Origin of the sequence: Pleomorphomonas koreensis DSM 23070 (assembly GCF_000425185.1) — a bacterium.
GTDB classification, from domain to species: domain Bacteria; phylum Pseudomonadota; class Alphaproteobacteria; order Rhizobiales; family Pleomorphomonadaceae; genus Pleomorphomonas; species Pleomorphomonas koreensis.
In genome coordinates this window covers 1-26,984 of record NZ_AULH01000011.1, presented here as the reverse complement: position 1 = coordinate 26,984, position 26,984 = coordinate 1, and the positions used below count along the sequence as shown (strand labels likewise).

At 67.3% G+C, this 26,984-nt stretch carries 28 protein-coding genes and 1 tRNA gene; 7 read left to right on the top strand and 22 right to left on the bottom strand.

From position 1 onward, the window contains the following. Window positions 1–4: 4 nt before the first annotated feature. Window positions 5–1,567, top strand: coding sequence for a hydrogenase large subunit (locus H512_RS0110230; RefSeq protein WP_026783371.1), 1,563 nt, complete (start codon window positions 5–7; stop codon window positions 1,565–1,567). A 15-nt stretch (window positions 1,568–1,582) separates the two neighbouring features. Further along, on the top strand, window positions 1,583–2,104 hold the full coding sequence (locus H512_RS0110225) for an NADH-quinone oxidoreductase subunit B family protein (protein WP_026783370.1): 522 nt from the start codon (window positions 1,583–1,585) through the stop codon (window positions 2,102–2,104). On the opposite strand, the gene H512_RS0110220 is transcribed toward H512_RS0110225, so the two are convergent. From H512_RS0110220 to yajC, 5 genes are all read right to left on the bottom strand, one after another. Then, a complete protein-coding gene (locus H512_RS0110220; RefSeq protein ID WP_053239746.1) occupies window positions 2,101–2,952 on the bottom strand; it encodes a phytoene/squalene synthase family protein in 852 nt (283 codons plus the stop codon). The genes H512_RS0110225 and H512_RS0110220 overlap by 4 nt on opposite strands. Further along, entirely contained in the window at window positions 2,952–3,359 is a 408-nt protein-coding gene (locus tag H512_RS0110215; protein WP_053239745.1) for an Mth938-like domain-containing protein, read from the bottom strand. Before H512_RS0110215 ends, H512_RS0110220 begins: the two co-directional genes overlap by 1 nt. A gap of 66 nt (window positions 3,360–3,425) precedes the next feature. After that, a complete protein-coding gene (gene secF, locus H512_RS23455) occupies window positions 3,426–4,379 on the bottom strand; it encodes a protein translocase subunit SecF (RefSeq protein WP_036791123.1) in 954 nt (317 codons plus the stop codon). Between the two features lie 21 nt (window positions 4,380–4,400). Next, the gene (gene secD / locus H512_RS0110205) at window positions 4,401–6,014 is read right to left on the bottom strand and encodes a protein translocase subunit SecD (RefSeq protein WP_026783367.1); all 1,614 of its coding nucleotides are present in this window, start codon (window positions 6,012–6,014) and stop codon (window positions 4,401–4,403) included. Window positions 6,015–6,088: 74 nt separating this feature from the next. After that, window positions 6,089–6,436 (bottom strand): preprotein translocase subunit YajC, encoded by a 348-nt coding sequence (gene yajC, locus H512_RS0110200; RefSeq protein ID WP_026783366.1) that lies wholly within the window; start codon window positions 6,434–6,436, stop codon window positions 6,089–6,091. Window positions 6,437–6,732: 296 nt separating this feature from the next. On the opposite strand from yajC, the gene H512_RS0110195 reads away from it, so the two are divergent. Both H512_RS0110195 and H512_RS0110190 read left to right on the top strand, forming a co-directional pair. After that, a complete protein-coding gene (locus H512_RS0110195) occupies window positions 6,733–7,611 on the top strand; it encodes an ATP-binding protein (RefSeq protein ID WP_026783365.1) in 879 nt (292 codons plus the stop codon). Between the two features lie 28 nt (window positions 7,612–7,639). Further along, the gene (locus H512_RS0110190; protein WP_026783364.1) at window positions 7,640–8,122 is read left to right on the top strand and encodes a hypothetical protein; all 483 of its coding nucleotides are present in this window, start codon (window positions 7,640–7,642) and stop codon (window positions 8,120–8,122) included. Window positions 8,123–8,190: 68 nt separating this feature from the next. Here H512_RS0110190 and H512_RS0110185 read toward each other — a convergent pair whose 3' ends face one another. The 13 genes from H512_RS0110185 to H512_RS0110125 all read right to left on the bottom strand — a co-directional run bounded on the left by H512_RS0110185 (window position 8,191) and on the right by H512_RS0110125 (window position 21,502). Next, window positions 8,191–9,459, bottom strand: coding sequence for a peptidoglycan DD-metalloendopeptidase family protein (locus H512_RS0110185; RefSeq protein ID WP_026783363.1), 1,269 nt, complete (start codon window positions 9,457–9,459; stop codon window positions 8,191–8,193). Window positions 9,460–9,625: 166 nt separating this feature from the next. After that, window positions 9,626–10,276: a protein-L-isoaspartate(D-aspartate) O-methyltransferase gene (locus tag H512_RS0110180; RefSeq protein WP_036791171.1), complete on the bottom strand. Its 651-nt coding sequence runs from the start codon at window positions 10,274–10,276 to the stop codon at window positions 9,626–9,628. 208 nt (window positions 10,277–10,484) lie between these two features. Further along, window positions 10,485–11,240, bottom strand: a complete 756-nt coding sequence (gene surE, locus H512_RS0110175) for a 5'/3'-nucleotidase SurE (protein WP_026783361.1) — start codon at window positions 11,238–11,240, stop codon at window positions 10,485–10,487. Between the two features lie 16 nt (window positions 11,241–11,256). Then, window positions 11,257–12,552, bottom strand: coding sequence for a serine--tRNA ligase (gene serS / locus H512_RS0110170; RefSeq protein WP_026783360.1), 1,296 nt, complete (start codon window positions 12,550–12,552; stop codon window positions 11,257–11,259). A 39-nt stretch (window positions 12,553–12,591) separates the two neighbouring features. Further along, window positions 12,592–13,392: a twin-arginine translocase subunit TatC gene (gene tatC, locus H512_RS0110165; protein ID WP_026783359.1), complete on the bottom strand. Its 801-nt coding sequence runs from the start codon at window positions 13,390–13,392 to the stop codon at window positions 12,592–12,594. Then, entirely contained in the window at window positions 13,389–13,832 is a 444-nt protein-coding gene (gene tatB, locus H512_RS27610; protein ID WP_053239744.1) for a Sec-independent protein translocase protein TatB, read from the bottom strand. The genes tatC and tatB overlap by 4 nt, the downstream gene beginning before the upstream one ends. A 78-nt stretch (window positions 13,833–13,910) precedes the next feature. Next, window positions 13,911–14,108, bottom strand: a complete 198-nt coding sequence (locus tag H512_RS0110155) for a twin-arginine translocase TatA/TatE family subunit (protein ID WP_026783358.1) — start codon at window positions 14,106–14,108, stop codon at window positions 13,911–13,913. A 127-nt stretch (window positions 14,109–14,235) separates the two neighbouring features. Beyond that, on the bottom strand, window positions 14,236–14,868 hold the full coding sequence (gene scpB / locus H512_RS0110150; RefSeq protein WP_036791164.1) for an SMC-Scp complex subunit ScpB: 633 nt from the start codon (window positions 14,866–14,868) through the stop codon (window positions 14,236–14,238). 89 nt (window positions 14,869–14,957) lie between these two features. Then, the gene (locus H512_RS23445) at window positions 14,958–15,770 is read right to left on the bottom strand and encodes a segregation and condensation protein A (RefSeq protein WP_036791119.1); all 813 of its coding nucleotides are present in this window, start codon (window positions 15,768–15,770) and stop codon (window positions 14,958–14,960) included. 16 nt (window positions 15,771–15,786) lie between these two features. Beyond that, window positions 15,787–16,803, bottom strand: coding sequence for a beta-N-acetylhexosaminidase (nagZ, locus tag H512_RS0110140; protein WP_026783356.1), 1,017 nt, complete (start codon window positions 16,801–16,803; stop codon window positions 15,787–15,789). Window positions 16,804–16,878: 75 nt separating this feature from the next. After that, complete coding sequence (locus H512_RS0110135; RefSeq protein WP_026783355.1) at window positions 16,879–18,396, bottom strand: SPOR domain-containing protein; 1,518 nt, start codon at window positions 18,394–18,396, stop codon at window positions 16,879–16,881. Window positions 18,397–18,454: 58 nt separating this feature from the next. Then, on the bottom strand, window positions 18,455–20,206 hold the full coding sequence (gene argS, locus H512_RS0110130) for an arginine--tRNA ligase (protein ID WP_026783354.1): 1,752 nt from the start codon (window positions 20,204–20,206) through the stop codon (window positions 18,455–18,457). 45 nt (window positions 20,207–20,251) lie between these two features. Beyond that, window positions 20,252–21,502 carry a deoxyguanosinetriphosphate triphosphohydrolase gene (locus tag H512_RS0110125; protein ID WP_053239743.1) on the bottom strand — a complete coding sequence of 417 codons (1,251 nt, stop codon included), beginning with the start codon at window positions 21,500–21,502 and terminating at the stop codon, window positions 20,252–20,254. Window positions 21,503–21,602: 100 nt separating this feature from the next. On the opposite strand from H512_RS0110125, the gene erpA reads away from it, so the two are divergent. Further along, window positions 21,603–21,941 carry an iron-sulfur cluster insertion protein ErpA gene (gene erpA, locus H512_RS0110120; protein ID WP_026783352.1) on the top strand — a complete coding sequence of 113 codons (339 nt, stop codon included), beginning with the start codon at window positions 21,603–21,605 and terminating at the stop codon, window positions 21,939–21,941. Here the strand turns inward: erpA and H512_RS0110115 are convergent, their stop codons facing one another. Together H512_RS0110115 and H512_RS0110110 are read right to left on the bottom strand one after the other, a co-directional pair. Further along, the gene (locus H512_RS0110115; RefSeq protein ID WP_026783351.1) at window positions 21,942–22,919 is read right to left on the bottom strand and encodes a quinone oxidoreductase family protein; all 978 of its coding nucleotides are present in this window, start codon (window positions 22,917–22,919) and stop codon (window positions 21,942–21,944) included. A 25-nt stretch (window positions 22,920–22,944) separates the two neighbouring features. Further along, the gene (locus tag H512_RS0110110) at window positions 22,945–24,153 is read right to left on the bottom strand and encodes an MFS transporter (RefSeq protein WP_026783350.1); all 1,209 of its coding nucleotides are present in this window, start codon (window positions 24,151–24,153) and stop codon (window positions 22,945–22,947) included. A 320-nt stretch (window positions 24,154–24,473) separates the two neighbouring features. Here H512_RS0110110 and H512_RS0110105 point away from each other — a divergent pair. After that, window positions 24,474–24,549 (top strand) — tRNA-Lys (locus H512_RS0110105). A 209-nt stretch (window positions 24,550–24,758) separates the two neighbouring features. Continuing rightward, complete coding sequence (locus H512_RS0110100) at window positions 24,759–25,394, top strand: SOS response-associated peptidase (protein WP_026783349.1); 636 nt, start codon at window positions 24,759–24,761, stop codon at window positions 25,392–25,394. A gap of 134 nt (window positions 25,395–25,528) precedes the next feature. Here H512_RS0110100 and H512_RS26935 read toward each other — a convergent pair whose 3' ends face one another. Together H512_RS26935 and H512_RS23440 are read right to left on the bottom strand one after the other, a co-directional pair. Continuing rightward, window positions 25,529–26,131: a hypothetical protein gene (locus tag H512_RS26935; RefSeq protein ID WP_156899448.1), complete on the bottom strand. Its 603-nt coding sequence runs from the start codon at window positions 26,129–26,131 to the stop codon at window positions 25,529–25,531. Window positions 26,132–26,453: 322 nt separating this feature from the next. After that, the coding region (locus H512_RS23440; RefSeq protein ID WP_036791115.1) for a hypothetical protein at window positions 26,454–26,984 on the bottom strand (531 nt) is incomplete at its 5' end.

The following is a 26,984-nucleotide window of genomic DNA, read 5'->3' as shown; positions in this document are numbered from 1 at the left end:
AATCATGAGCACGCTCCGCACCGCCCTTCTCAATGCCGCCCTCACCGTCGAGGAGCAGAAGCCCTGGCCGCGCATCACCGTCGATGCCGACCTCTGGCGGCAGGCAACGCTGGCCATCGCCGCCGGCAATGCCACGCTCGCCCACCTCTGGGCCGAGCCGCGCGCCATGCACATGGCCGTGCTTGACGACGACGACGGCGCGCTGACCGTGCTGACGCTGGCCGTCCCCGATGGCAGCTTCCCGTCGGTCGGCCTCACCCATCCGCCGGCGCTCCGCCTTGAGCGGGCGATCGCCGACCTTTACGGCCTGGTGCCCGTGGGGCTCCCCGACGACCGGCGCTGGCTCGATCACGGCCGCTGGGGCGTCCGGGAGCCGCTCGGCGCCGCAACGTCGGTAGCGGCGGACGGCGACGCCTATCCGTTCCTCGCAGCCGAGGGGCCGCCGCTGCACCAGATCGCCGTCGGCCCGGTGCACGCCGGCATCATCGAGCCCGGCCATTTCCGTTTCTCGGCCAACGGCGAGATCATCGTGCGGCTGGAGGAACGGCTCGGCTACGTTCACAAGGGCATCGAGGGGCTGCTTGCCGGCACGACGCTGGACGAAGCGGCGCGCGTCGTTGCCCGCGTTTCCGGCGACAGCACGGTCGCCTGGTCCTTCGCCTTCGCGCGGGCCGCCGAGGCGGCGCTCGGCGTTGCCGTGCCGCAGCGGGCGATCTGGCTGCGCGCCTTGATGGCCGAGCTGGAACGGCTCGCCAACCACCTCGGCGACATCGGCGGCATCTGCAACGACGCCGCCTTCGCGCTGATGCTCGCCCATTGCGGCATGCTGCGCGAGGAGGTGCTGCGCGCTTCCAAGGCCGCCTTCGGCCACCGGCTGATGATGGACCGCATCGTGCCCGGCGGCGTCGCCGTCGATCTCCACGACGCCTCGGCGATCAAGGCGATGGCCCGCCACATCCGCGAGCGGTTCCCGCGCCTCGTGGAACTCTACGACAACACCGCGTCATTGCAGAACCGCACCGTCACCACCGGCACCCTGTCGGCCGACCTCGCCCGCCGCTTCGGGGCCGGCGGCCCGGTCGGCCGCGCCTCGGGCCGCGCCTTCGATGCCCGCAAGACGCCGGGCTATCCGCCCTACGGCGATCTCGACTTCAAGCTGGTGACGCGCCAGGACGGCGACGTCAACGCCCGCGTCTGGCTGCGCATCGGCGAGGTCTACGAGAGCCTGGAGCTGATCGAGCAGATCCTCGACCGGCTGCCGGCCGGGCCGATCGCCCATCCGGTGGCGGCCGCCTTGAGCGAACGGCGGGTGCCGCAGGCCGGCGGCCTCGCCAACGAGCCGCACGACACCTCCACGGAGGGCCTCGCCATGGTCGAGAGCTTCCGCGGCGACGTGCTGGTCTGGCTGAGGATCGACGAGGACGGTCGCGTGCTGCGCGGCGCCTTGCGCGATCCGTCGGTATTCCAGTGGCCGCTCCTGGAAGCGGCGATCGAGGGCAATATCGTCGCCGACTTCCCGATCTGCAACAAGTCGTTCAACTGCTCCTATTCGGGCAGCGATCTCTAGAAACGGACATCCACCATGCGCCGCATGCTGCTCGAAGGCCTGTTCCGGCGGCCGGTGACCGAAGAGGCGCCGGCAGTTGCCGATGCCGAACTCGAGGAACTGGCCGCCCGGCTCGGCGCCGTCGCCAGGGCGCGGCTCGGCCGCAGCCTGTCGATCCGCGAGGTCGATGCCGGCTCCTGCAACGGTTGCGAGCTGGAAATCCACGCGCTCAACAACAGCTACTACGACGTCGAGCGCTTCGGCCTGCGCTTCGTCGCCTCGCCGCGCCACGCCGACGTGCTGATGGTCACCGGACCGGTGACCGCCAACATGCGCGAGGGCCTCGAACGCACCTATGCCGCGACGCCGGCCCCGAAATGGGTGGTGGCGGTGGGCGACTGCGCCGCCGGCTGCGGCGTCTTTCGCAAGAGCTACGCGACGATCGGCTCGGTGTCGGCTGTCCTTCCGGTCGACCTCGTCATCCCCGGCTGCCCGCCGGAGCCCATCGCCATGCTCAAGGGCCTGATCGGCCTCATCGAAGCCAGTGCGCGGGGCTAAAGCCGCCGCCCGAACTTCCAGAGGATCAGCGGCTTCCGCCAGTTGGCCAGTTCGGCCACCGGGCCGTAGGGTGGCGTCTTAGCAAGTGCGTCGAGGTAGGGCCGGACGAAGGCGAGCGGCAGGAAGGCCGGTTTTGCGCGCGGATCCGTGCCAGTGAGCGCCGCGAGCGCCCGGTCGAGATGGTCAGCCGCCTGCCGGCGGAGATCGGCGAGCACGCCGGCCAGTTGCTCCGCCTTGCGGCCGTGGCGCACGTCGTCGGGATCGAGGCCGGCCTTCCCGAGCAGGTCGGCCGGCAGGTAGACCTGGTTGCGGCGGGCGTGGATCGGCAGCGACCGCATCAGGCCGGTCAGCGCATAGGCGACGCCGGCATGGCCGGCGGCGTCGGCCGCCCTGGGGTCGGCGCCGTCGCAGAGCACCTGCGCCACTTCCAGGAACAACACCGACGCCGTCTCGCCGGCATAGCCTTCGAGGTCGTTCAGCGTCGGCATGGCATCATCGTAGAGGTCGAAGCGGCGCGCCTCCAGGAGGTTGACGAAACCCGACCGCCGCAGCGAGAAGCGACGGATGGTGTCGATCAGCGCCGCCGCCACCGGATGGCCGGCAACGTCGCCGCGCGCCTCGCCCTCGATGGCATCGACCCACCATTGCAGGCGGATTTCCCCCGGCATGGCATCGCGGACCGTCTCGCGGACACGGCCCGCCTCGTAGGAGAAGGCATGGATGGCCAAGGCGTGCCGGCGGCGGTCGTCCGCCAATAACCGGTCGGCCAGCCAGCGATCGCGATCGTGGTCGCGGACGAGGTCCTCGCAGTAACGGTAGGCATCGTCGAGGCGGGCGGCCGGCGCCATCAGTCGACCGCCAGCAGCGCGGCAGCGAAGCGACGCCGCTCGTCGAGCATGACGTTGATGAGGCGGACGGCGGCGCCGGTCGACATGGCCTCGAAGGCGGTGCCGCTGGCCCTGAGTGCGGCGGCGACAGCCTTCGGCAGCGGCACGAGGTCGCGGCCGGTGCCGACCAGCAGCATGTCGATCGTCGCCGCTTCGTCGAACACGGCCGACAGGCTGTCGGTGGTGATATCGGCGGGCGTCGCGGCCGCCCAGCCGTGAACGCCCGACGGCAGGATCAGGATCGACCCGCGATGCGACATGCCGCCGAAGCGGAAGCCGCCGTTGCCATAGGCGTCCACCGGCACCTGCTCGGGCAGGTGCTGGTCGCGACGTTCCAGGGGATGGCCTCGCGGCCCGAACAGCTTCATCGGCGGCACCTCCCGAAGGGGGTATCGGATGAGGGCCTTATAACAGCCCTGCTCTACCTTACCAAATCACGCCGGCTCGGCCGCCTCGTCGCCGTCGTCCTCGATCTTCTTCGCCGACTTGTCGCCGGCAAGCTGCGGATCGAGGAAGATCAGGATCGGCGCGGCGATGAAGATCGACGAGTAGGTGCCGATCACCACGCCGAACAGCATCGACGCCGTGAACGAGCGGATCACCTCGCCGCCGAAGATCACCAGCGCGGCCAGCGCCAGCAGCGTGGTGAGCGCGGTGTTGGTGGTGCGGGTCAGCGTCTGGTTGATGGCGAGGTCCAGGAGGACGACGAGGTTGAGGCGCTTGTACTTGCGCCGCATCTCGCGGATTCGGTCGTAGACCACGACCGTGTCGTTCAGCGAATAGCCGACGATGGTCAGGATGGCGGCGATCGACGACAGGTTGAATTCGAGCTGGGCAACGGCGAAGAAGCCGATGGTCATCACCACGTCGTGCAGCGTGGCGATCACCGCGCCGAGCGAATACTGCCACTCGAAGCGGAACCAGACGTAGACCATGATCAGCGCCAGCGCGGCGAGAACGCCGATGATGCCGTTCTCGGCCAGCTCGCCGGAAACGCGCGGACCGACCACCTCGGTGCGGCGGTATTCGACGCTGTCGCCGAAGGCGGCCTGCACCTTGGTGACCACGGCGGTCTGCGCCTCGTCGCCGCCCTCCTGGCGGACGATGCGGATCAGCACGTCGTCATCGGCGCCGAAGGATTGCACCTGCACCTCGCCGAGGCCGAGGGCGTCGAGCGTGTGGCGGATCCCCTCGAGGTCGGCGGGGCCGGACTTGGTCTGGATTTCCATCAGCGTACCGCCCTGGAAATCGATGCCGGTGTTCATGCCGTGGGTGTAGAGGAAGATGAAGCACAGCACCGACGCGATGCCGGAGAACAGGAAGCTCCACTTCCTCCACTTCATGAAGGGAATTTTGGTGTCGTCGGGAAACAGGCGAAGCAGGCGCATGATGGAGCCTCGGGATCCGGATCAGAGCGGAACGACGGACGGCCGCCGATAGCGGACCCAGGTCGCCACCACCAGTCGGGTGAAGGTGATGGCCGTGAACATGGTGGTGACGATGCCGATGACGTGCGTCACCGCGAAGCCCTTCACCGGGCCGGAGCCCATCTGGAACAGCACGATGGCGGCGATCAGCGTGGTGATGTTGGCGTCGAGGATGGTGCCGAAGGCGCGGCGGAAGCCGGCGTCGATCGCCGACACCGGTGACCGGCCGAGCCGCTGTTCCTCGCGGATGCGCTCGTAGATCAGCACGTTGCTGTCGACGGCCATGCCCATGGTGAGCACGATGCCGGCGATGCCGGGCAGCGTCAGCGTCGCCTGCAGGATGGTGATGATCGCCATGATCAGGATCAGGTTGACCACCAGCGCCACGTTGGCAAAGATGCCGAACAGACCGTAGGCGGCCAGCATGAAGATCACGACGGCGACCGTGCCGATCAGCGCGGCCCGCTCGCCGGCGGCGATCGAGTCGGCGCCGAGGCCGGGGCCGACGGTGCGCTCCTCGGCGACGGCGAGCTTGGCCGGCAGCGCGCCGGCCCGCAGCAGCACGGCGAGGTCGTTGGCGCTCTCGACGGTGAAGTGACCGGAAATCTGGCCGGAACCCTGGGTGATCGGCTCGTTGATGCGCGGCGCCGAGATGATCTCGTCGTCGAGCACGATGGCGAACAGCCGGCCGACGTTGTCGGTGGTCACCTGCGCGAACTTGCGGGCGCCCGACGTCGACAGGCGGAAGGACACCACCGGCTCGTTGGTCTGGCTCTGGAAGGAGGTCTGGGCGTCGGTGAGATCCTCGCCGGTCATCAGCGGCGTCTCGTCGACCACCATCGGCATGCCGCCGGGCTCCTTCTGCTTCAGAAGGATTTCGCCGGGCGGCAGGTTGCCCTTGGCCGCCTCGTCGGGCGACACGTTGAGGTCGACGAGGTGGAAGGTCATCTGCGCCGTGCGGCCGATGATGTTCTTGAGTCGCTCCGGGTCCTTCTCGCCGGGCGCCTCGACCAGGATGCGGTCGGAGCCCTGACGCTGGATCGACGGCTCGACGGCGCCCATCTGGTCGACGCGGCGGCGGATGACCTCGATCGACTGCTGCACCACGGTGCCGAGCCGCTTGTCGAGGCCGGCCTGGGAGAAACCGAGGCGCATCAGGCCGTCGGAACCCTGTTCGAGCTGAAACTCGGAGACGGCGGCGCCGCCGAGCGCGCCGGTCGACAGCGGATTGAGCAGGTTGCGCAGGCGCTTGGCCGCTTCGTCGACCTTGTCGGCGTCGCGAATCTTCAGCTGGACGAGGTCACCCTGAATGCCGAGGCCGGTGTAGCCAATGCGCGGTTCGTCGCGCATCGCCTGCCGGATGTCGCCCTCGAGCGCCTTGAGGCGCTTCTGCTTGTAGTCGTTCACGTCGACCTGGTAGAGCAGATAGACACCGCCCTGCAGGTCAAGGCCGAGGACCACCTGACGTCCCGGTAGCCAGGACGGCCAGTAGTTCTTGATCTGGTCGGAGGTCAGGTAGTTGGGAACCAGGACCACGAGGCTGACGAAGATCGTCAAAAGGATCGCGGTTACTTTCCAGCGGGAAAAATAGAGCATTTGCTGCCTCGGACCTTATTGGCCGAAAGCGGGCAGCCAAGCTGCCCGCCTTCAATCTTGTACCGCCTGTGCGGTCAGGCGCCTTCCTTGACGGGCTCGCCCTTGGCGCGGAGCTGCTGCACCAGGCCGGCAGCGACGCGCACCTGCACCTTGGCGGTGCCGTCGCCGACGTCGAGCAGCAGCTCGTTCTCGTCGACGACCTTGACGATCTTGCCGATCAGGCCGCCCTGCATGACGACGACGTCGCCGCGCCGGAGGCTCTTCAGCATGTCCCGGTGATCCTTGGCCTTGCGCTGCTGCGGCCGGATGAGCAGGAAGTACATGATGACGAAGATCAGGATGAACGGCGCGAACTGGATCAGGAAATCGGCGCCGCCGGGGGCCGCTCCGGCCGCCTGGGCGAAGGCTGGGGTTACGAACATCGGGTCAACTCCATTGGCCTGACGCCGCCCGCAAGCCGGACCGACGAGGCATAGTGTCTTCGGCAGGACGGCGAGACGTCCACGCGAAAGTGGCCGGAATATACCTAGGCCGGGGGACTTTGCAAACCAAAGCTACGTGTAGGCGCTCTCGGGGCCACGGACTAGGTAGTCTCCGGCAGGAAATGCGCCGAAGCGTACCGGAAATGGCCTTCCGCGGTTTGCATCGGGGCGGGCCGGGCAATAAAGAAGACGGGAGAGTACCGCTTGGTACTGAAGCGGCATTGAGGAGACCGGATGTGAGCGCTTCCCCCATCGACACGCTGAACGCCCATCTCGAACGCATCGCCGGCCTTCTTGAGCGGCTGGCGCCGCCGGCGCCCGAGACGCCGGACTTCGAGGCGGCCGACGCCTTCGTCTTCGTCGCCGACCCGGCGTCGCTGCAACCCGTCAAACGCGTCAATCGCGTTGAGATCGGCCTCCTCAAGGGCATCGACCGCAACCGCGACATGATCGTCGCCAACACCGAGCGCTTCGCCCGCGGCCTGCCGGCCAACAACGTGCTCTTGTGGGGCGCCCGCGGCATGGGCAAGTCGTCGCTGGTCAAGGCGGCGCAGGCCGAGGTCAACCGGCGTCTCGCCGGCGAGGGAAACGTCACGCCGCTCAAGCTGATCGAGATTCACCGCGAGGACATCGAGAGCCTGCCGCTGTTGATGAAGATGCTGCGCGACAGCCGCCATCGCTTCGTGCTGTTCTGCGACGACCTGTCCTTCGACCACGGCGACACCTCCTACAAGTCGTTGAAGGCGGTGCTGGAAGGCGGCATCGAGGGCCGGCCGGACAACGTGGTGTTCTACGCCACCTCCAACCGCCGTCACCTCCTGCCGCGCGACATGATGGAGAACGAGCGTGCGACGGCGATCAACCCCGGCGAGGCGGTGGAGGAGAAGGTGTCGCTCAGCGACCGCTTCGGCCTGTGGATCGGCTTCCACAATTGCTCGCAGGATGACTATCTCGACATGGTATACGGCTATGTCGCGGCCTTGGGACTCGACGTCGATCCGGACCTCCTGCGGGCGGAAGCGCTCGAATGGGAACGGACGCGCGGCGCGCGGTCGGGACGCGTCGCCTGGCAATATGTCCAGGATCTGGCCGGCCGGCTGCGGCTCGGCGTCTGACGGCCGCCCCACGGCGGAGGAGAGGATCATGTTGAAACGCGTCGCGGCGGCGGGGACGCTTCTGTTCCTTGCCGGTTGCGTATCCGGACCGGTGCCGGTGGTCTACAAGGCCGGATCGAGCTTTGCCGAACGGCAGTCGGCGGCCGATGCCTGCCGCATCGAATCGCTGGAGAAGATCCCCCAGGCGTTGGTCACCGAAATCCGGCCGCCGGTCTACCGGCCCGGCTTCACCGAATGCCGCGAGGACCCGGTGAGCGGCCGCCGCTACTGCCGCGAGACCGGCGGCTTCGTCTATCCCGGCAGCACTCGCACGCGCGACGTCAACGCCGAGTTGCGCGAGCGCTACATCGGCGCCTGCCTGCGCCAAGGCGGCTTCGAGGTCATCGCCCGGCCGATCTGCGGCAGCGACGCCGGTGCCGCCTATGTCGCGAGCCGCAACGCCCAGCCGCCGGCCGACAGCCTCGCCTGCGTCACCGACGACGAGCGCGTCATCCCGCGCGACTGGCGCTGAACCGGCAGACAGAAAACCGGCGGCTTTGACGCCGCCGGTTGAGAACCGTGCTGCCGGATCGTCGGCCGTCAGCCGCTGAGGTAGGGCAGCGGATCGACCGGCCGGTTGCCGTTGCGGATTTCAAAGTGCAACTGCGGCCGGCTGACGTTGCCGGTGGCGCCGACCTTGGCGATGGTCTGGCCGCGCAGGATGCTGTCGCCGCGCTGCACCAGCACCTCGCTGGCGTGGGCATAGGCCGACACGAAGCCGTTCGGATGCTTCACCAGCACGAGATTGCCGAACCCCTTCAATTCGTTGCCGGCGTAGATCACCTGTCCGCCCTCGGCCGCCTTGATCGGCGTGCCCTCGGGCACCTCGATGTTGATGCCGTCATTGCGCTCGCCGCCCGGCTTGACGCCGAAGGCGGAGATGACGCGGCCGCGCACCGGCCAGCGGAAGCTGCCGTCGGCGGCGCTCTCGACGCCGGTCGTGGCCGGCGTGGCGGTCTTGGTGCTCGGCTGGGTCTGGCTCGGCGCCAGCGCCGCCGTCTGCTGTCCGGCCTGCTGGGCGGGCGTGTTGCCGGCCGGCGGCAGAAGGCCGGGCCGCGCGTCGGAGGCCGTCGACGTCGCCATGGCAACGGTGGTGGTGGCCGGCGCGGCCGGCTTGGCCGGCACGGCGGCGGCAACCTCACTCGACACCGACTTCGGCACCGGCGGCTTGGTGGGCGGCAGCTGGCCGAGCACCTGCGGGCCGGGCGCCATGCCGCCGGTGGCGGCGGCCGGAGCGGCGCTCGCCGTGGTCGGCTGCGTATAGGCCGGAATGACGATGGTCTGGCCGGGCGTCAGCTGGGCGCCGGCAACGAGGCCGTTGGCGGCAAGCAGCGACGATTCGGCAACGCCGTAGCGGCGGGCCAGCACCTGCACCGTGTCGCCGGGCTTGACGGTGATCGAGGTGCCGTTGGCCGGGGCCCAGGGCTGGGTGGCCGGCGGCGCCGGCAACGCGGCGGTCTGGGCCGGGCGGACATAGGCGCCGTTGTTGACCACGGCGCCGGGGGCCGGCGGCAGAGCGTTGGAGGAAACGCTGCCCGAAGGATAGGTGGAGGCCGGCGCGGCATAGGTCTGCTGCGTGTAGGCCGGTTGCGCATAGGCGGGCTGCGCGTAGGTCGCCTGGGGATTTATGGATCCGGTCGGCATGGGATCGGCGCGGCCGATGATCTGGTCCTGATTATCGGTCTCGGCGAATATGTTGCCGAAACGGCTCGTGTCGCCGCTGCAGCCGGCCGAGAAGCCGGCCACCAGCGCGAGGGCGGCAGCCTGGACCAGGAAACGGGAGGTGCGGCGGATCGCTAGGTTACTCATGGATCAGGTCTCGCCTGCTCGACATCAACTGCAATGATTAAGCCGCAGTAACGTTGATAAAGGTTTAAGGCGACGCGGCGACCTCGTATGAAGAAGTGGCAAAGGCAGGGAAAACCGCTGAATTCCGCAAGACTTCCGGCGAAGCCAAAAGCATCCGGCGCCAGACTCACAGCCGCCGGGCAACGCCCTCGCGCAGCGGAAACTGCTTGATGCGGCCAAGCTCGGCGCGGTGGAACAGCCGGCCGTCGCGGGAGATTCGCACCAGCGTCTGGGTGTGGCCGGTGCCGACCGGCGCCACCAGCGTGCCCTTGTCGGCGAGCTGGTCGAGCAGCGCCGTCGGCACCTTCTCGACCGCGCCGTCGACCAGGATCCGGTTATAGGGCGCGTAGCGGGTGAAGCCTTCGAGCCCGTCGCCGAGCAGCGTCGTGACGTTGGCGATCCTGAGGGCGACCAGCCGGTCCTCGGCGATGTCGATCAGGCTGCGGAAGCGGTCCATCGTCACCACCTGCGCCGCGAGATGGGCGAGGATGGCCGCCTGGAAACCCGAGCCGCAGCCGACTTCCAGCACCTTGTCCTCCGGCTGGACGCCGAGTGCCGACACCATCAGCGCCACCGTCGAGGGGGCGTTGAGCGTCTGGCCGCATTCGATGGGCAGCGAACGGTCGAGATAGGCACTCGCCTGGTGGGCGGCAGCGACGAACATGCGGCGGGGAACGAGTTCGAGCGCGCGCAGCAGCCGGGTATCGGTGACACCCATGCCGCGGAGCTTCATGGTCAGTTCCGCGATCGCCACCTTGTCCGGCTCGAAAGGCCTCATCGACACCATTACTCTCGCGCAATGCCGCAAAACATGAATTGCGACGCTGCATTTACGACGGAGGTGTCAAAAGTAAGACCAATGGCCTTGATAAAGTGTTGAAGCCGGCAAAATCGCGGCACGCGGACGGCGGTTGGAAACTGCTCCGGCGAATCGACAGACCCGGCTTTCGAGATCCGAAGGCGCGACGACAGGCCGGAGCGGTCTTTCAGAACAGGCCGCGCATCCGCTCCATCGCCTCGATGTCGGTGAGGTCGAGGCGCAACGGGCTGACCGACACCTTGTTGCGCGAGATGGCGAAGGCGTCGGTGCTCTGCGCGCACAGCATCTCGCCGCGCTGGAAGGTCAGCCAGTAGTAGGGCTTGTGGCGGGCGTCGATGCGCTTCTCGACGTCGATGCCGTGGTCGTAGGCGAAATTGCCCTGCCGCGTCACCTCGATGCCCGTCACCTCGTCCGGCCGGCAGTTGGGGAAGTTGACGTTGACGAAGGTGCCGTGGGCAATGCCCTGCCCCGTCAGCTTCCGCAGGACGTCCGGCCCCAGCGCCTCGGCGGTCTCGAAGGGGATGCGGCCGACGAAATCCTCGTAGGCCTGCGAGAGCGCCACGGCCGGGATGCCCAGCAGCGTCGCCTCGATGGCACAGGCGACGGTACCCGAATAGGTGACGTCGTCAGCCATGTTGGTGCCGGCGTTGACGCCGGACAGCACCAGGTCCGGCTTGCCGGGCAGGATGTGGCGGACGCCCATGATGACGCAGTCGGTCGGCGTGCCGCGCACGGCGAATCGGCGCTCGTCGATCTTCCTGGCGCGCAGCGGATCGTGCAGCGTCAGCGAATGGGCGAAGCCCGACTGGTCGGTCTCCGGCGCCACCACCCAGACGTCGTCGGAAAGCGCCCGGGCGATGGTCTCCAGCGCCACGAGCCCCGGTGCGTGGATGCCGTCGTCGTTGGAAATCAGGATGCGCATGGCCGCCTCTTCTCCCTCACGCCTTCTCGAGGCGGGTGATGCCGCCCATCAGCGGCCGCAGGACGTCCGGCACCGTCACCGAGCCGTCCTCGTTCTGCCACGTCTCCATGACGGCGATCAGCGCCCGGCCGACCGCGACGCCCGAGCCGTTCAGCGTGTGGACGAAGCGCGTGCCCTTCGGCTCACCGGCCGGACGGTAACGGGCGTTCATGCGGCGGCCCTGGAAGTCGCCGCACACCGAGCAGGAGGAAATCTCGCGGAATTTCTTCTGGCCGGGCAGCCAGACCTCGATGTCGTAGGTCTTGCGGCTGCCGAAACCCATGTCGCCGGTGCACAGCGTGACGACGCGATAGGCGAGGCCGAGGCGCTTCAGCACCTCCTCGGCGCAGGCCAGCATGCGATCGTGCTCGCCGAGCGAGGTCTCCGGCGTGGTGATCGACACCAGCTCCACCTTGTTGAACTGGTGCTGGCGCAGCATGCCGCGCACGTCGCGGCCGGCCGAGCCGGCTTCCGAGCGGAAGCAGGGCGTCAGCGCCGTGAAGCGCAGCGGCAGTTCCTTCTCGTCGAGGATTTCCTCGCGGACGAGGTTGGTCAGCGGCACCTCGGCGGTCGGGATCAGCCATCGGCCGTCGGTGGTGCGGAACAGGTCCTCGGCGAACTTCGGCAACTGGCCGGTGCCGTACATCACTTCGTCGCGCACCATGAGCGGCGGAATCACTTCCGTGTAGCCGTGCTCCATGGTGTGGAGGTTGATCATGAACTGGCCGAGCGCGCGTTCGAGGCGGGCGAGATGGCCCTTCACCACGGTGAAGCGGGCGCCGGCCAGCTTGGCGGCGCGCTCGAAATCCATCATGCCGAGCCCTTCGCCAAGCTCGAAATGCTCCTTCGCCCAGTTGGGCTGGCGCGGCTCGCCGTGGCGATGGTGCTCGACGTTGGCGCTCTCGTCCGGCCCGTCGGGCACCTCGTCGAGCGGCGGATTGGGGATCACCGACAGCGCCGCGTCGAGGGCGGCGTCGAGGTCGCGCTCCTTGGCTTCGCCGTCCTGGATGAACGACTTGATGGCCGCCACTTCGTCCATTAGCGCGGCGGCGCGGGCCTCGTCCTTGCCCGCCTTGGCCTTGCCGATTTCCTTGGAGGCGGCATTGCGGCGCTCCTGCGCCTCCTGAAGGGACTTGAGATGGGCCCGGCGGGCGTCGTCGAGGCGGACGGCCTCCGACACGGTGGCTTCGGCGATGTCCGCCGACTGGCCGCGCCGCATCAGGGCGTGCTTCAGGGCTTCCGGATTGTCGCGAATCCACTTGATGTCGAGCATTGGCTTTCCCCGCGCGGCACGTCCGCCGGGGCCGACTCATCAGCTTTCGGTGGTGGAGACGTCCCGGGACTGGCCGCGCTTGTTGATATACCTGACGGCAATGATGGACACTTCGTAGAGAAGCATCGTCGGAACCGCAAGCAGGATTTGGCTCATCGGGTCCGGCGGCGTCAGCACGGCCGCCACCACGAAGGACAGGAGAATGGCGTAGCGACGCCAGGATCGCAGCCCCGCCTCGGTAACGACGCCGATGCGGCCGAGCAGCGTCAGCACCACCGGCAACTGGAACACGATGCCGAAGGCGAAGATCAGCGTCATGATCAGGCTCAGGTATTCCGACACCTTGGGCAGCAGCTCGATCGCCGCCTGACCCGGCCCGCCCGTCTGCTGCATTGACATGAAGAAGATCATGATCGCCGGCATCACGAAGAAGAACACCATCAGCGCGCCGAGCACGAACAGGATCGGCGTGGCGATCAGGAACGGCAGGAAGGCCTGACGCTCGCGCTTGTAGAGGCCGGGCGCCACGAACATGTAGATCTGGTTGGCGATCACCGGGAAGGCGATGAACATCGCGCCGAACAGCGCCAGCTTCAGCTGGGTGAAGAAATATTCCTGCGGCGCGGTGTAGATCAGCCGCACGTTCTGCGTGGCGCCGGCCGCTCGCTCATAGGGAATGACCAGAATATTGAAGATGTGCTGAGCGAAGAAGAAGCAGATCAGGAAGCAGACGAGAATCGCCACCACCGACTTCAACAGACGCGAGCGCAATTCGGTGAGATGCTCGATCAGCGGCGCCTTGGAGGCCTCGATCTCGTCTTCCTCGTCCTTGTTGGTCATGTGGCGCTCCCGTCCTTGGTCTCCGGGGCGGGGGTCTCGGCCGGCGCCACCGGCGTCTCCGCCGGGACCGGCGGCGAAACCTCGGCCGCAGCCGGCGGCGAAACCTCGGCCGGGGCCGGCTCGACGGCCTTGGGCGGGATCGGCGCGGTCACCGCGGTCTTCAGGTCGTCGCCGAGCGTGCGCACGGGATCGAGGGTCTTCTTGATGTCGTTGAGCGGATTGGCGTCCTGGACGCTTTTCCTGAGGTCGGCGAGATCGGCCTCCCGCTCGGCCTCGCGCAGCGCCTGATTGAATTGCGCCTGCATGTCGCCGGCCATGCGCCGCGCCTTGCCCACCATCTGGCCGACGGTCCTGAGCAGGCGCGGCAGATCCTTGGTGGGGAAGACGATGAGCGCCACGATGGCGATCACCAGGATTTCCGACCAGCCGACTTCAAACATCGTTCACTCGCCCGCCATCGGCGCCCGCCGCGCATAAGGGCGCGGCGCCTTCAGAAAAACACACCCGATGAGGATCGATCAGGCCTTGGGGGCGTCGTCGGTCTTGTTCTCGACGGGCTTGGCCGGCGTTTCGTCGTCGTCGGACATACCCTTCTTGAAGTTCTTGATACCCTTGGCGAAATCGCCCATCAGCTCGGGAATCTTGCCCCGACCGCCGAACAGGATGAGGACGACGACCAAGACGATCAGCCAGTGCCAGATGCTCAACGAACCCATTTCTGTCTCCTGAGGGCGCAGCCGCCCGAAAGTGGCGGCACTCTTGCACAACGGACGCCCCGTCGCAAGAAACTGCGACGAGGCTATGGAGGAAATCCGGCATTCTGAAGATGCGGCCGCAAAGCCCTCATTCTTCGGGCGGCAACGGCTCGTAATCCTGGAAATCAAGCTCGGTCAGCGGGTCCTCGTCGGGCATCAGCGTGTCCGAAGCGTTGGGTACCGGCACGCGGAAACCGGGCGGCACCGCGCCTTCCAGGAAACCGGCCGCCTTGAGGTCGTCGACGCCCGGCAGATCGGTCACCGCTTCAAGCCCGAAATGGACCAGAAAAGCCTCGGTGGTGCCGTAGGTGAGCGGCCGGCCCGGCGTACGGCGGCGGCCGCGCATACGGATCCAGCCGGTTTCCATCAGCACGTCGAGCGTGCCCTTGTTGGTGGAGACGCCCCTGATCTCCTCGATCTCGGCACGGGTGACCGGCTGGTGGTAGGCGATGATCGCCAGCGTCTCCAGCGCGGCGCGCGACAGCTTCTTCGGCTCCACCTGCTCGCGGGTGAGCAGGTGAGCGAGGTCGGGCGCGGTGCGGAACATCCACTTGCCGGCCACCTCGACGAGGTTGACGCCGCGCGAGGCGTAGATGGTGCGGAGATCGGCGAGCACGTGCGCCACGTCGGTGCCGGGCGCCAGGCGCTCGGCGAGGTCCTCGGCGGCCACCGGCTGGGCCGAGGCGAACAGGATGGCCTCGGCGCCGCGAATCGCCGCCATCCACGCTTCGTACTCGGCCGGGTCGCGGTCGCCGGCGAACAGCCGGAGCTGGCCGTGCGGCGCGTCGTCGCTCATGCCCGAACGGTTCATCAGGCGCCCTCCTCCGGCGTGTCCGGTCCGCCCGGCCCCTTGCGCATGTAGAGCGGCGCGAACGGGCTGGACTGCATCAGCTCCATCCGTCCCTCGCGGACCAGCTCCAGCGCGGCGGAAAAGGCCGAGGCGCGGACGGTGGCCCGCGAGTCCGGCCCGGTCATGTAGCGGACGAGATAGTCGTCGATCGGTGCCCAGTCGGCAATCGTGCCGACCAGCCGTTCGAGGATGTCGCGGGCGTCGGCCAGCGCCCAGACCTGGCGCTTGCGCACGGTGTGGACGCGCACCATGTCGCGCTGGCGCTGGCGGCCGTAGGCGTCGAGCAGGTCGTAGAGGCTGGCCTCCCACAGCGACCGCTTGACGAGGCCGGTCTCCTCGGGCGCGCCGCGCGGCAGCACGTCGCGGCCGAGGCGGGAGCGGTCGAGGAGGCGGCCGGCCAGGATGCGGATGCCTTCGAGGCGCTTGAGGCGCATGGCCAGCATGCCGGCCAGTTCCTCGGCCGACGGCTCGTCCTGCGGCACCTCGTCGGGCGGCAGCATCAGGCGCGACTTGAGGTAGGCCAGCCAGGCGGCCATGACCAGATAGTCGGCGGCCAGTTCCAGCCGGTGCTCGCCCAGCTTGTCGATGAAGGCGAGATACTGGTCGGCCAGCGCCAGGATGGAGATGCGGGCGAGATCGACCTTCTGGTTGCGGGCGAGCGTCAGCAACAGGTCGAGCGGCCCCTCGAAGCCGTCGAGATCGACCACGAAGGCCTCGCCGGCCGTGGGGTCGACGTCGAGCCGGGATTCGCTCCACTCGTCGGTGGTCACCATGGGGAGTGCCGTTTCCTCAGACGCCGGCGGCGTCGTGGATGGCCAGCGCCGCGTCGAGCCGCGCCAGCACGCCTTGCGGGTCATCATGCGGCGATGCGGCAGGCCGCTTCAATGCCAATTCCGCCCGCACGGCGGCTTTTCCCGTGAGTTCCGGCGCCTCGGCGGCCACGGCGACCATTTCGGCCATGTCGCCGGAGCAATGCAACGCGATGTCGCAGCCGGCGGCGAGCGTCGCCCGAGCCCGCTCGGCAATCGAGCCCTTCAAGGCGTTCATCGACAGATCGTCGGAGAACAGCAGGCCATCGAAGCCGATGCGGCCGCGGATGATCTCCGAGATGACGGCGGGCGACTGCGTTGCCGGCCGCTCGGGGTCGATCGCCGTGTAGACGAGATGCGCGGTCATCGCCGCCGGCAGATCGTTCAGCAGCTCGAAGGGGCGGAAATCGGTGGCGGCCAGCGTATCGAGGCTCGCGCCAACCACCGGTAATTCGTGGTGACTGTCGACGCGGGCGCGGCCGTGGCCGGGCAGATGCTTGATCACCGGCAGCACGCCGGCGGCGATCAGACCTTCGGCAAAGGCGCGGCCGGCGGCGGCTACCAGATCGGGCCGCTCGCCGTAGCTGCGGTCGCCGATGGCCGGCGTCATGTCGGCGGTGGCGACGTCGAGGCAAGGCGCACAGTCGACGTCGATGCCGACGGCGGCGAGGTCGTCGCCGATCAGATGGGCGATGTCGGTGATCAGCGTGGGGTCGCCGGCCATGGCCGCCGCACCGGCGAGGCGCCGCCCGGATGGATATTTGCGCCAGTGCGGCGCGGTCAGCCGCTGGACGCGACCGCCCTCCTGGTCGATCAGCACCGGTGCGTGCCAGCCGGCGGCGTCGCGGAAATCGCCGGTCAGGCGGCGAAGCTGCCCGGGGTCCTCGACGTTGCGCCGGAACAGAATCAGCCCCCAGGGCGCCGCGTCGGCCACGAAGGCGCGCTCGTCGGGCGACAGCATCGTGCCCTTGAGGCCGGTCACGAAAGCACGGGGCATCGGTGGGTCTCCAAAGGAAAAGCCGCGCCGGAGGCCATCCGGCACTCCGACGCGGCCGCAGGATGCGGGCTCAAGTCAGCGGGCGATTAGGCAATCGCCGCCAGCCGCGCGAAGCTGCTCGCAGAGCGAGACGGCCGCCTCGCGGGTCGGCGCGCCGACGCGTGCCCGGTAGTAGACGCCCTTGGCGCCGAGATCGGCCTGCTGGATGTCGACGGTGGCCGAGCCGAGAACCGACGGGAACTTCTTCTGCAACGCCACAAAGGCCGAGCGCGCGGCGTCCGCGCTGCGCTGCGAGGACAGTTGCACATAGGCAGCCGAACCACCGGTGGCGGCGGGCGGCGGTGCGGCCTCAGTGGCCGGCGGCAGGCTTGCCGTCTCCGTCGCCGCCGGAGCGGCCGGCTGCGGCCGCGAGGCGGCGGCCGTCAGGTCGAGCGGGCCGGACGACGCGGCGGGCACCGCCGACGCCGCCGGCTTGACGGGCGGCAGCGGCGCCATGCTGTCGGGCGCCGGCGCCACCGAAGCGGTCGTCTCCACCGCAGCCGGCGGCGGATTGGCCACGGCGGCGAGGTTGATCGGCATCGGCTGGCCGGAGGCGTCGGTGAGATTGCTCGGCGGCAGGCCCTGCGGCGCGGCCGGCGCGTCGGACGCCAGCGTCTGGTTGCTGGCGGAAAGCGGCGGCAAGCCGGTGCCGCCCTCGGCGTTATCGGCGTCGTCGCCCTCGCTGCGGGCGATGATCTGACCGGCGCCGTCGGCCGGCAGCGGCGCGGCCGGATTGGCGGCGGGCGTCTCGATCAGCGAGCCGTCGGGCCGGACCAGCACGGTGCGGACGCGGCGCGGGCCGGTTTCGTTGGGATCGAAGCCGGTCGGCAGCTCGGCTTCCACCTCCTGGCCGTCGGGCAGCGTGATGCGCGACACATGCGGCGTCACCGCCGGCAGTTCGGGCACGTCGCCGCTGCGGGCAACCAGCCGCTCCTCGCCCTTGGGCGGCGCGCCCCCCACCGTGTCGTAAACGGAAGTCCCCTCCGAGGAGGCAACCACTTCCTTGGCATTGGGATCGGGCTTGACCTTGAAGGGGCCGTCGGGCGCCCTCACCACGGCCACTTCGCCGAAGCCGCCGGAGCCGCCGAGGAAGGCCCAGCCGGCGAAACCGGCGGCGAGCAGCAGGACGGCCGCCGCGGCGGCGGTCATGAGGCGACGGCGGCCGCGCGGCTCGGCGGCGGCGGCCGGCGCGGCTTCGCCATGCGGCGGCAGCACGCCGAACTCGTCGACCACCGGATCGACGCCGTCTCGCTCGAACTCGGCCATGAACTCGTCGAGGGCCTGATCGTCCCAGGGGTCGTAGGCCGGCCGCGTCTTGCGGGCGTTCACCGGCTTGTAGACCTGGCCGGTGCGCACATCGACCGGGTTCATCGAGGCGATGTCCTGCTCCAGCTCGGCGGCCAGCGCGTCGACGAACTGGTCCATCTCGGCGTCGCCGGCCTGGCGGCCGCTCAGGATATCCTCATAATACCGCTCTTCGTCGCTGAGCCGGTCCTCGCCCTCGGACATGGCGGGCCGCATCGGCGACTGTTCGGCTGCGCTGCTCCTGACCATCGGCCTTCCGGCTTCCCGTGTCTCTCAGCCGGCGACGGGAGCGAACGCTCCGCCGCGACTACCGCATTTCATCGGGCGCATTGACGCCAAGAACCCCAAGCCCCGACGCAACAACGTTCCTGACTGCCTTGACCAGAGCCAGACGTGCATGGGTCAACAGTGGTTCATCAGGGTTAACAAACCGCAAACCTACATTTTCCTTACCGGCGTTCCAATGTCCATGGAAGTCGCTTGCCAGCTCATACAGATAAAAAGCGATCCGGTGTGGCTCGTGGGTGTCGGCGGCTGCGTCGACGACGCGCGGGAATTCCGCAAGTTTACGGATCAGCGCCAGCTCGGCCGGGTCGGTCAGAAGCTCGAGCGGCGCCGCCGACTCGTCGGCCGCCGCCACCTCCGGCGCCACCTCGCGCGCTTGCCGCAGGATGGAGTGGCAGCGGGCGTGCGCGTACTGGACGTAGAAGACCGGGTTGTCCTTCGACTGCTCCTTGACCTTGACGAAGTCGAAATCGAGCGGCGCGTCGTTCTTGCGCATCAGCATCATGAAGCGCACGGCGTCGGAGCCGACCTCCTCCACCACCTCGGCCAGCGTCACGAAGTCGCCGGAGCGCTTGCTCATCTTCACCGGCTCGCCGCCGCGATAGAGCTTCACCAGCTGGCAGAGGCGGACGATCACTTCGATGGTGCCGCCGGAAATGGCGTTGCCGACCGCTTCGAGCCGCTTGACGTAGCCGCCATGGTCGGCGCCCAGGATGAAGATCATCTGCTTGAAGCCGCGCCGGTATTTCGAGCGCATGTAGGCGACGTCGGCGGCGAAGTAGGTGTAGCTGCCGTCCGACTTCACCAGCGGACGATCGACGTCGTCGCCGGCCGCCGACGAGCGGAACAGCACCTGCTCGCGGTCCTCCCAGTCCTCGGGCAGCTGGCCCTTGGGCGGCGGCAGGCGGCCGTCGTAGACGAGGTCGCGGGCGCGCAACTCGTCGATCATCTCGGCGATCTCGGAGGGCTTGCCGTCGAGGGCGTCGTGCAGCGTCTTCTCCGAGAAGAACAGGTCGTGCCGGACGCCGAGCAGCGCCAGGTCGGCGCGGATCATCTCCATCATCATGTCGACGGCGAGTTTCTTGACGATCGGCAGCCACTCGGCCTCGGGCAAGGCCAGCAGGCGGTCGCCCCAGGTGGCCTTCAACGCCTCGCCGACCGGCTTCAGGTAGTCGCCGGGATAGAAGCCGTCGGGAATATCGATCGCCTCGCCCAGCGCCTCGCGGTAGCGCAGGAAGGCCGAGCGGGCCAGCACGTCGATCTGGCCGCCGGCGTCGTTGATGTAATATTCCTTGGTGACGTCGAAGCCGGCCTTGGCGAGCAAGCGCGCCAGCGCGTCGCCGACCACGGCGCCGCGGCAATGACCGACGTGCATCGGGCCGGTCGGATTGGCCGAGACATATTCGACATTGACCTTCAGGCCCTTGCCGAAGCGGCTGGCGCCGACGCCCTCCCCTTCGGCCAGCGACGTCTTCAGGAAGCCGGTCCAGAAGGCCGGGGAGATGCGCAGGTTGATGAAGCCGGGACCGGCCACCTCCACCGCCTCGACGTCGGCGTCGGCGCGCAGCGCGGCGGCGATCTCCTCGGCGAGGTCGCGCGGCTTCCGTCCGAGCGGCTTTGCCAGCAGCATGGCGGCGTTGGTGGCGACATCGCCGTGGCTCGCGTCGCGCGGCGGCTCGACGGCGATGCGGGCGAGCGCGTCGGCCGGCACGTCGAGCGGCAGGGAAGCGATGGCCGAGCGGATGCGCTCGCCGAACACCTGGAAGATATTCATCGGGTACCTCGTCGGGGCCTGAAAGGCGGCCGTTCGGCCTGCGGCCTAGCGCAATTCCGGCGTATCGTCAAACCAGCGCCGGTGCTCCTGGATGGCGAAGCGATCGGTCATGCCGGCGATGTAGTCGCCGACCCGCCGGGCAAGCATCGCCTCGTCACCGGCCACGAGGCCGCGCCGCCATTCCTCGGGCATCATGTCGGGGTGCATGACGTATTTGTCGAACAGGTCCCTCACCACGCGATCGGCATCGCGGCGCACCCGCATGACCTCGGGATGGCGATACATGCGCGGAAACAGGAAGCCCTTGATCGCCGCGTCGACGGCGGCCATGCCCTCGGAAAAGGTCACGATGGTCAGCCCCGCCCGGCGGATGTCGTCGGCCGAGCCGGGCCGGAGCTGATCGAGCGCCGACAGCGAGGTAGCGATCACGTCCTCCACCATGGCGGTGATCAGCCGCCGGGTGATCTCGTGGATGGTGCGGTGCTGGTCGAGGCCGGGGTATTTCGCCTCGATGGCGTCGAGAAAGCCGCCGATCAGCGGCAAGTCGCTGAGATCGCCGAGCGAGAACAGGCCGGCCCGGAGGCCATCGTCGATGTCGTGGGCGTCGTAGGCGATGTCGTCGGCGATCGCCGCCGCCTGCGCCTCGGCGCTGGCGAAGGTGTGCAGGTCGAGGTCGAACAGATGCGGATAGGCGAGGAGCGCCACCGGCAGCCCCTTCTCGGCATAACGGCCGATCGGCCGCCCCTCGGCGTCGGTCAGCGGGCCGTTGTGCTTGACGAGACCCTCCAGCGTTTCCCACGACAGGTTGAGGCCGTCGAACTCGGCATAGGAATGTTCCAGCTCGGTGACCGCCCGGAAGGACTGGGCGTTGTGGTCGAAGCCGCCGAAGCCTGAAAGGCAGGCGTCGAGCGCATCCTCGCCGGTGTGGCCGAACGGCGTGTGGCCGACATCGTGGGCGAGCGCCAGCGCTTCGGCGAGATCCTCGTTCAGCCTCAGCGCCCGCGCCAGCGCCCGGCCGATCTGCGCCACCTCCAGCGTGTGGGTGAGCCGGGTGCGGTAGTGGTCGCCCTCGTGGAAGACGAACACCTGCGTCTTGTGCTTGAGGCGCCGGAAGGTGGTGGAGTGGATGATGCGGTCGCGGTCGCGCTGGAAGGGCGTGCGCGTCGGGCTCGCCGTCTCGGGATAGCGGCGGCCGCGGCTGTCGTCGGGGTGGACCGCGAAAGGCGCCAGCGGTTCCGTACCGAATCCGAGACCTGCCACAGTCGCCTCCCGCACACCTGCCCGGCAAATCCGCATGACCGGCTCGCGCAGCCGTCATTTGACTTTGCCATCCGCTGCCTTACCTATGTCAGCAGCGATGACGGTTGCAAGTCATTATCAGCCCAAGGGAACCGCGATGGAAGCGCTCGCCGCCAATATCACCATGACCGCCAGTGCCGCGCGCCGGATCGCCAAGGTGCTGGAAAAGCAGCCGGGCAAGACGGCGCTGCGCATCTCGGTGGAAGGCGGCGGCTGCTCAGGCTTCTCCTATCGATTCGACCTGGTGGACGGCCAGAACGCCGACGATCTGGTCATCAGCCGCGATGGCGCCACGGTGCTGGTCGATCAGGTGTCGCTGCCGTTCATGGACGGCTCGGAGATCGACTTCGTCGACGACCTGATGGGCCAGTCGTTCCAGGTCAGGAACCCGAACGCCACGTCGAGCTGCGGCTGCGGTACGTCGTTTTCCGTCTGATCACACCGTCAGCAGCGTCGAGCCGACCGTCTCGCGCGCCTCCATCGCCTTGTGGCAGGCGACGGCCTCGGCGAGCGGGAATTTCTGGCCGACGTTGATCGTCACCGCGCCGGTCCTGATCTGCTCGAACAGATCCTCGGCGCAGGCATCGAGATCGGCGCGCGTCGCCGTGTAGTGGGCGAGCGTCGGCCGCGTCGCGTAGAGCGAACCCTTCTGCGACAGTATACCGAGGTTGAACTCGGCCACCGGGCCGGAGGAATTGCCGAAGGACACGAACAGGCCGCGCGGCTTCAGGCAGTCGAGGGAGGCCGGGAAGGTGTCCTTGCCGACCGAATCATAGACCACGTCGCACTTGGCGCCGCCGGTGATCTCGTCGACGCGGGCGACGAAGTCCTCCTTGCGGTAGTTGATGACGTGGGTATAGCCGCAGGCGCGGGCGATCTCCGCCTTCTCATCCGAGCCGACGGTGGCGATCGACGTGGCGCCGAGCGACTTCAGCCACTGGCCGGCGATCTGGCCGACGCCGCCGGCGCCGGCGTGGAAAAGCACGGTGTGGTCGCGTGTCACCTTGAAGGTCTGGCGCAGGAGATACTGCACCGTCATGCCCTTGAGGAGGCTCGCCGCCACGGTGTAGCCGTCGATGTCGTCGGGGATGCGCACCAGCTTGCGGGAGTCGATCACCCGCGCCTCGGCGTAGGCGCCGACCGAGCCGGCATAGGCGACGCGATCGCCGGGACGGAACTGCACGACGCCCTCGCCCGCCTTGTCGACGATGCCGACGGCCTCGGCGCCGGGTACGAACGGCAGGCCGGCCGGTGCCGGATAGAGGCCCTTGCGATAGTAGGTGTCGATGAAGTTGACGCCGATGGCCGTGTGGCGCAGGCGCACCTCGCCGGGGCCGGGCTCGCCAACCTCGATCTCCTCGAACGACATCACCTCGGGTCCGCCCGTCTTTCGGACGACAATCGCCTTCACCATGGCCGCCGCTCCCAATCCCGGAAACTCATCCGATGGCGTTGGTAGCATCAACCACCGGTCGGTCGCCAATCATCTTTTGTTGGCTGCCGCCATCCCGGAGCGGTGGATCGGCCTCGCGGGCAAACACGCCGGACGCCGCCACGAAGGGCAACATCAGGAGGAAGGCGGCGGTCAGGCCGAAATGCTGGGCGATGAAGCCGACGCCGGGTGGTGCCAGCAGGAAGATGGCGGTGATGATCATCGACATGGCCGCGACGTTGCGCGCCGGGTCGCCCGGCTTGTCGCCGGCCGCGGCGACGCCGATCGGCATCACCAGCGACACGCCCACCCCCATCAGCGCCAGCGACAGGCCGGAGACGAGAATATGCGGCGAGAAAATGAAGCCGACGAGGCCGACGACGGTGACCGCCGCGCAGACGCGGACGATGTTCGACGCCCGGTAGCGCGCCCGGAACCAGTCGCCGGCCAGCCGGCCGAGGAACATGGTAAGCGGGAAGGTTCCATAGGCCACCGACGTCCAGAACGGGTTGGGCTGGAGCTGCTCGCGCAGGAACAGGGTGCCCCAGTCGTAGACGGCGCCCTCGGCCAGCGTCACGCCGGTGGCCATCACGCAGAGGCCGATCAGGCCGACGCTCGGCAGCGTGAAGAAGGGCGGCTTGGCGGCGTCGGCCGGACGGGTTACGCGCTCATACATGGGTGCGGGCAGCAGGAGGGCGATACCGGCGCAGGCGACCACGCCGACCGCCGCCATCGCGGCAAGGTGCCAGACGAGCGGCACGCCGAACTGGCCGAACAGGCCGGCCGACAACGCGCCGCCGACGAAGCCGAGGCTCCAGTAGCCGTGGCACTGGGACATATATTTGCCGCCGGTGGTCACCTCGAGGCGCTGGATGCCGGCGTTGCCGCCGATCTCGAACAGCGTGTTGCCGGCGCCGGCGAAGAACAGCATGACGGCAAGCGCCATCCAATGGCCGGCAAGGCCGATGCCGAGCAGCATCGCCGCGGCGAGCGCGAGGCCGGCGACGGAGACGCGGGCGGCGGCGAAGCGGTCCATCAGCGGCCCGGCGATCGGCGCGGTGACCAGCGCGCCCACCGGTCCCAGGAACAGGGCGAGGCCCATGGTCGCCTTGTCCACCCCGAGATGGACGAGCAGATCCGGCATCCGCGTCAGCCAGTTGGCGGTGAGAAAGGACGAGCCGAAGTAAAGGGTGCCGATGCGCAGGGCGGTAAACACGGGTCTCACCAATGGGAAGGAAAAGGCGACGGACTCGACATGGACTCCGCCGCGGAATCAAGAAGGCATAAAACGATTCAAGGGCCGGACGCAACGATTGCGGACGGAGCACTGCCGGCAGCGCCGTCGATTGCGGCCTCGCCGTGACGCCACGGACACGGTGCCGGGGGTGACGCGACAACGGCATGCTGGCGGCGGCGCCGAAAATCGCCCTGCCCTCGGTTGCCATGTCGATCCCGGTCGAGTATGTGAAAGCCCGTTCGCGCCGGCCCCGCCACGGGTTATACTGCGTGGCGTCGGCCGTCCTGCGGACGAGGTGGGAGCGCGTAGCTCAGTCGGTAGAGCACGTGACTTTTAATCATGGGGTCGAGGGTTCGAGTCCCTCCGCGCTCACCAACTATCTCGATGGTCTGGTTGCGGTCTGCCCGGCGGCTTCTGCCGACGCTCGCGCCGGGCGCTGTAGCGCGCAAAATCAAATGGCACGCTGCGCAAGATCACTTGGCACCAGATGAATTGATCTGGAATTACGTTTGAGCGGTGTTCGAGGTGAACCTGAAGCGGTCTCCGTCGTTGAGTCGCGACGGCCTCCCTTGGGAAGACCGCCGATGTGCAATTTGTACTCGATGACAAAGTCGCTAGATGCCTTTCGCGCCATCGTGAGGGCGATGATCAACCCACCCACCAACCTTCCGCCGTTGCCAGGCGTTTTCCCGGACAAATTCGCTCCGGTGGTGCGTCAGGCAGGCGATGCGCGGGAGCTGCTCATGATGCGCTGGGGAATGCCACCGCCGGCACCGGGTGGCATCCCCGTCACGAACGTGCGGAACACCGATAAGCCATACTGGCAGAAATGGCTGCGGCCGGAGTGCCGGTGCATCGTGCCGGCGTCGAGTTTCTGCGAGTATGCACCGACCACCCCAAAGAAGACGCCCACGTGGTTCGCACTGGACGAGTCCCGTCCGTTGTTTTTCTTTGCGGGAGTCTGGACCAGATGGAAAGGCGCCCGCGGAACCGAGGCGATGCGAGAGCTCGGCGAGCACCTTCTCTACGGCTTTCTGACGACCGACGCGAACGCAGAAGTCTATCCCATCCATGATAAAGCGATGCCGGCCATCCTCACCACGACCGAGGAGATCGACGTCTGGCTTCTTGCTCCTTGGAGTGAAGCGCGGGCTCTGCAGCGGCCCTTACCAAATGGCACGCTTCAGATCGTGGCCACAGGCAAAAAGGAAGATCCATAGGATCAGAACTAGAGCAGCTGTGGCCGGCTTTCCTGCCGTACATGCACATCAACTATTTCGGCGGCGGCGTGCCCGCCGAGCGAGACCAGCATCTGCACTCCGATCGTTAAATACCAATTCAGGCACAAGCGAAGTCAGCCGGCCCCAAATAGCTTCTGTTCGGCGTCGTCGACCAATTCTGTAAGTCGGCTCAACCAAAACTCAACCGCATCAATAGCGGGCCTGTCTTTAAATTCCCCCGGGGCATCGTCGAATTGCAAGGAAGTTGAAGGTCTGGGGAAGCTTAGTGCATAGGTGACGATATCGGAGTCGCCGACTGCCCATCCGTCGTTTCCAAACGTGTCGCCGAAGACAAAGCTGTCAGCATCTGGAGGTGCTATAAACAGCTGCCCGTCAACCAAGATGCCCTCTGGCACCATCTTCACGTTAGGGGGGACGGTGACGCGATTCACCAAGAGATGGCCTTCGTGGAAAATGTCGTTCCTTTTGTCGTAGAGATAAGCGCACACAGGATGCGATAGATAGGTCTCTTTCGCCGACAGCCACCATTCGTCGTAGCCCGGAACTCGGGACTTTAAGCGGCGAAGAGCTTCACCGACAGATCTCCCGAATTCAATTGCAACGCACAGGCCACGCTCGCGACGTTCCGGATGACTTTGCGCATCCGAAAGTCCGTCTAAAGCCATACGCAATGCGCGCTTAGAACCATCAAGATAGAATCTCGCATCTCGGCGCAAATCTCCACCCCTCTCGCTCCAGCGAAGCCATCAATTGCTGCAGCGAAAGCTCTGGAAACTCCACTGTCAACTCGTCTAAAGAGTTGCGAGCGCAGTAGTTGGCAGCTGAACTGTCGGCTATATGCCTAAGAGCACGGGCCAATGCGTCGAGGCGCGCTTGAAGGTCTCCATCTTCGGATTCCACTTTTCCCACAAGAAAATCCTGACTGGTTGTTCGATACTGCGCTAGTTGGCGTCCGGTTTCCTCACCAAACCGGCGCTGGCGCCTAGCTTTTCAGCCCGAAAAGATCCATTCGGTGAAGGATGGCTTTCAGACGTGTGACTACGTTTGAGAGCCTATGACTGTCCCCTCATGGTCACCTGTGCCAGGTGTCGGCGCCCCGTTTTTGATTCTCAGTCGACCTTCCGCGTCTACCCACAGGTGATAATTGCCCATAACGAAGTGGCCACCGTTATAAGTTCCATCTACCCTAAAGCTGTCTCCCGTCCCCATCGTGAGGCGATCGGCCACATCTCTGAACAGCTGCGTATCAAGGTCAGATGCGCCGCTGCCAAACAGAAGCCTAACGCTGTCGGATAGAACTTCGAAAAGGAAAGACCGGAAGTCATTCGTGTCCCGCTTGAAGGATATGGGACTCACAACAGGGAATGTCGCCGGGCTAATATACTCATCGACGTAGTGATTGCCCGATGCCTTCGGATAGATTTTGACCGAACGCCCCTGGTAAACGTTGTCCTTCATGGTGCTCTTTGGGTCCAGAATCGGAAGGGCGTCTGTCCCACCGTTACCCACCAACATTCTGCTCGTCGACTTTATGCTCTGGTTCGTTACCGAGGGCATTATGAGAATACC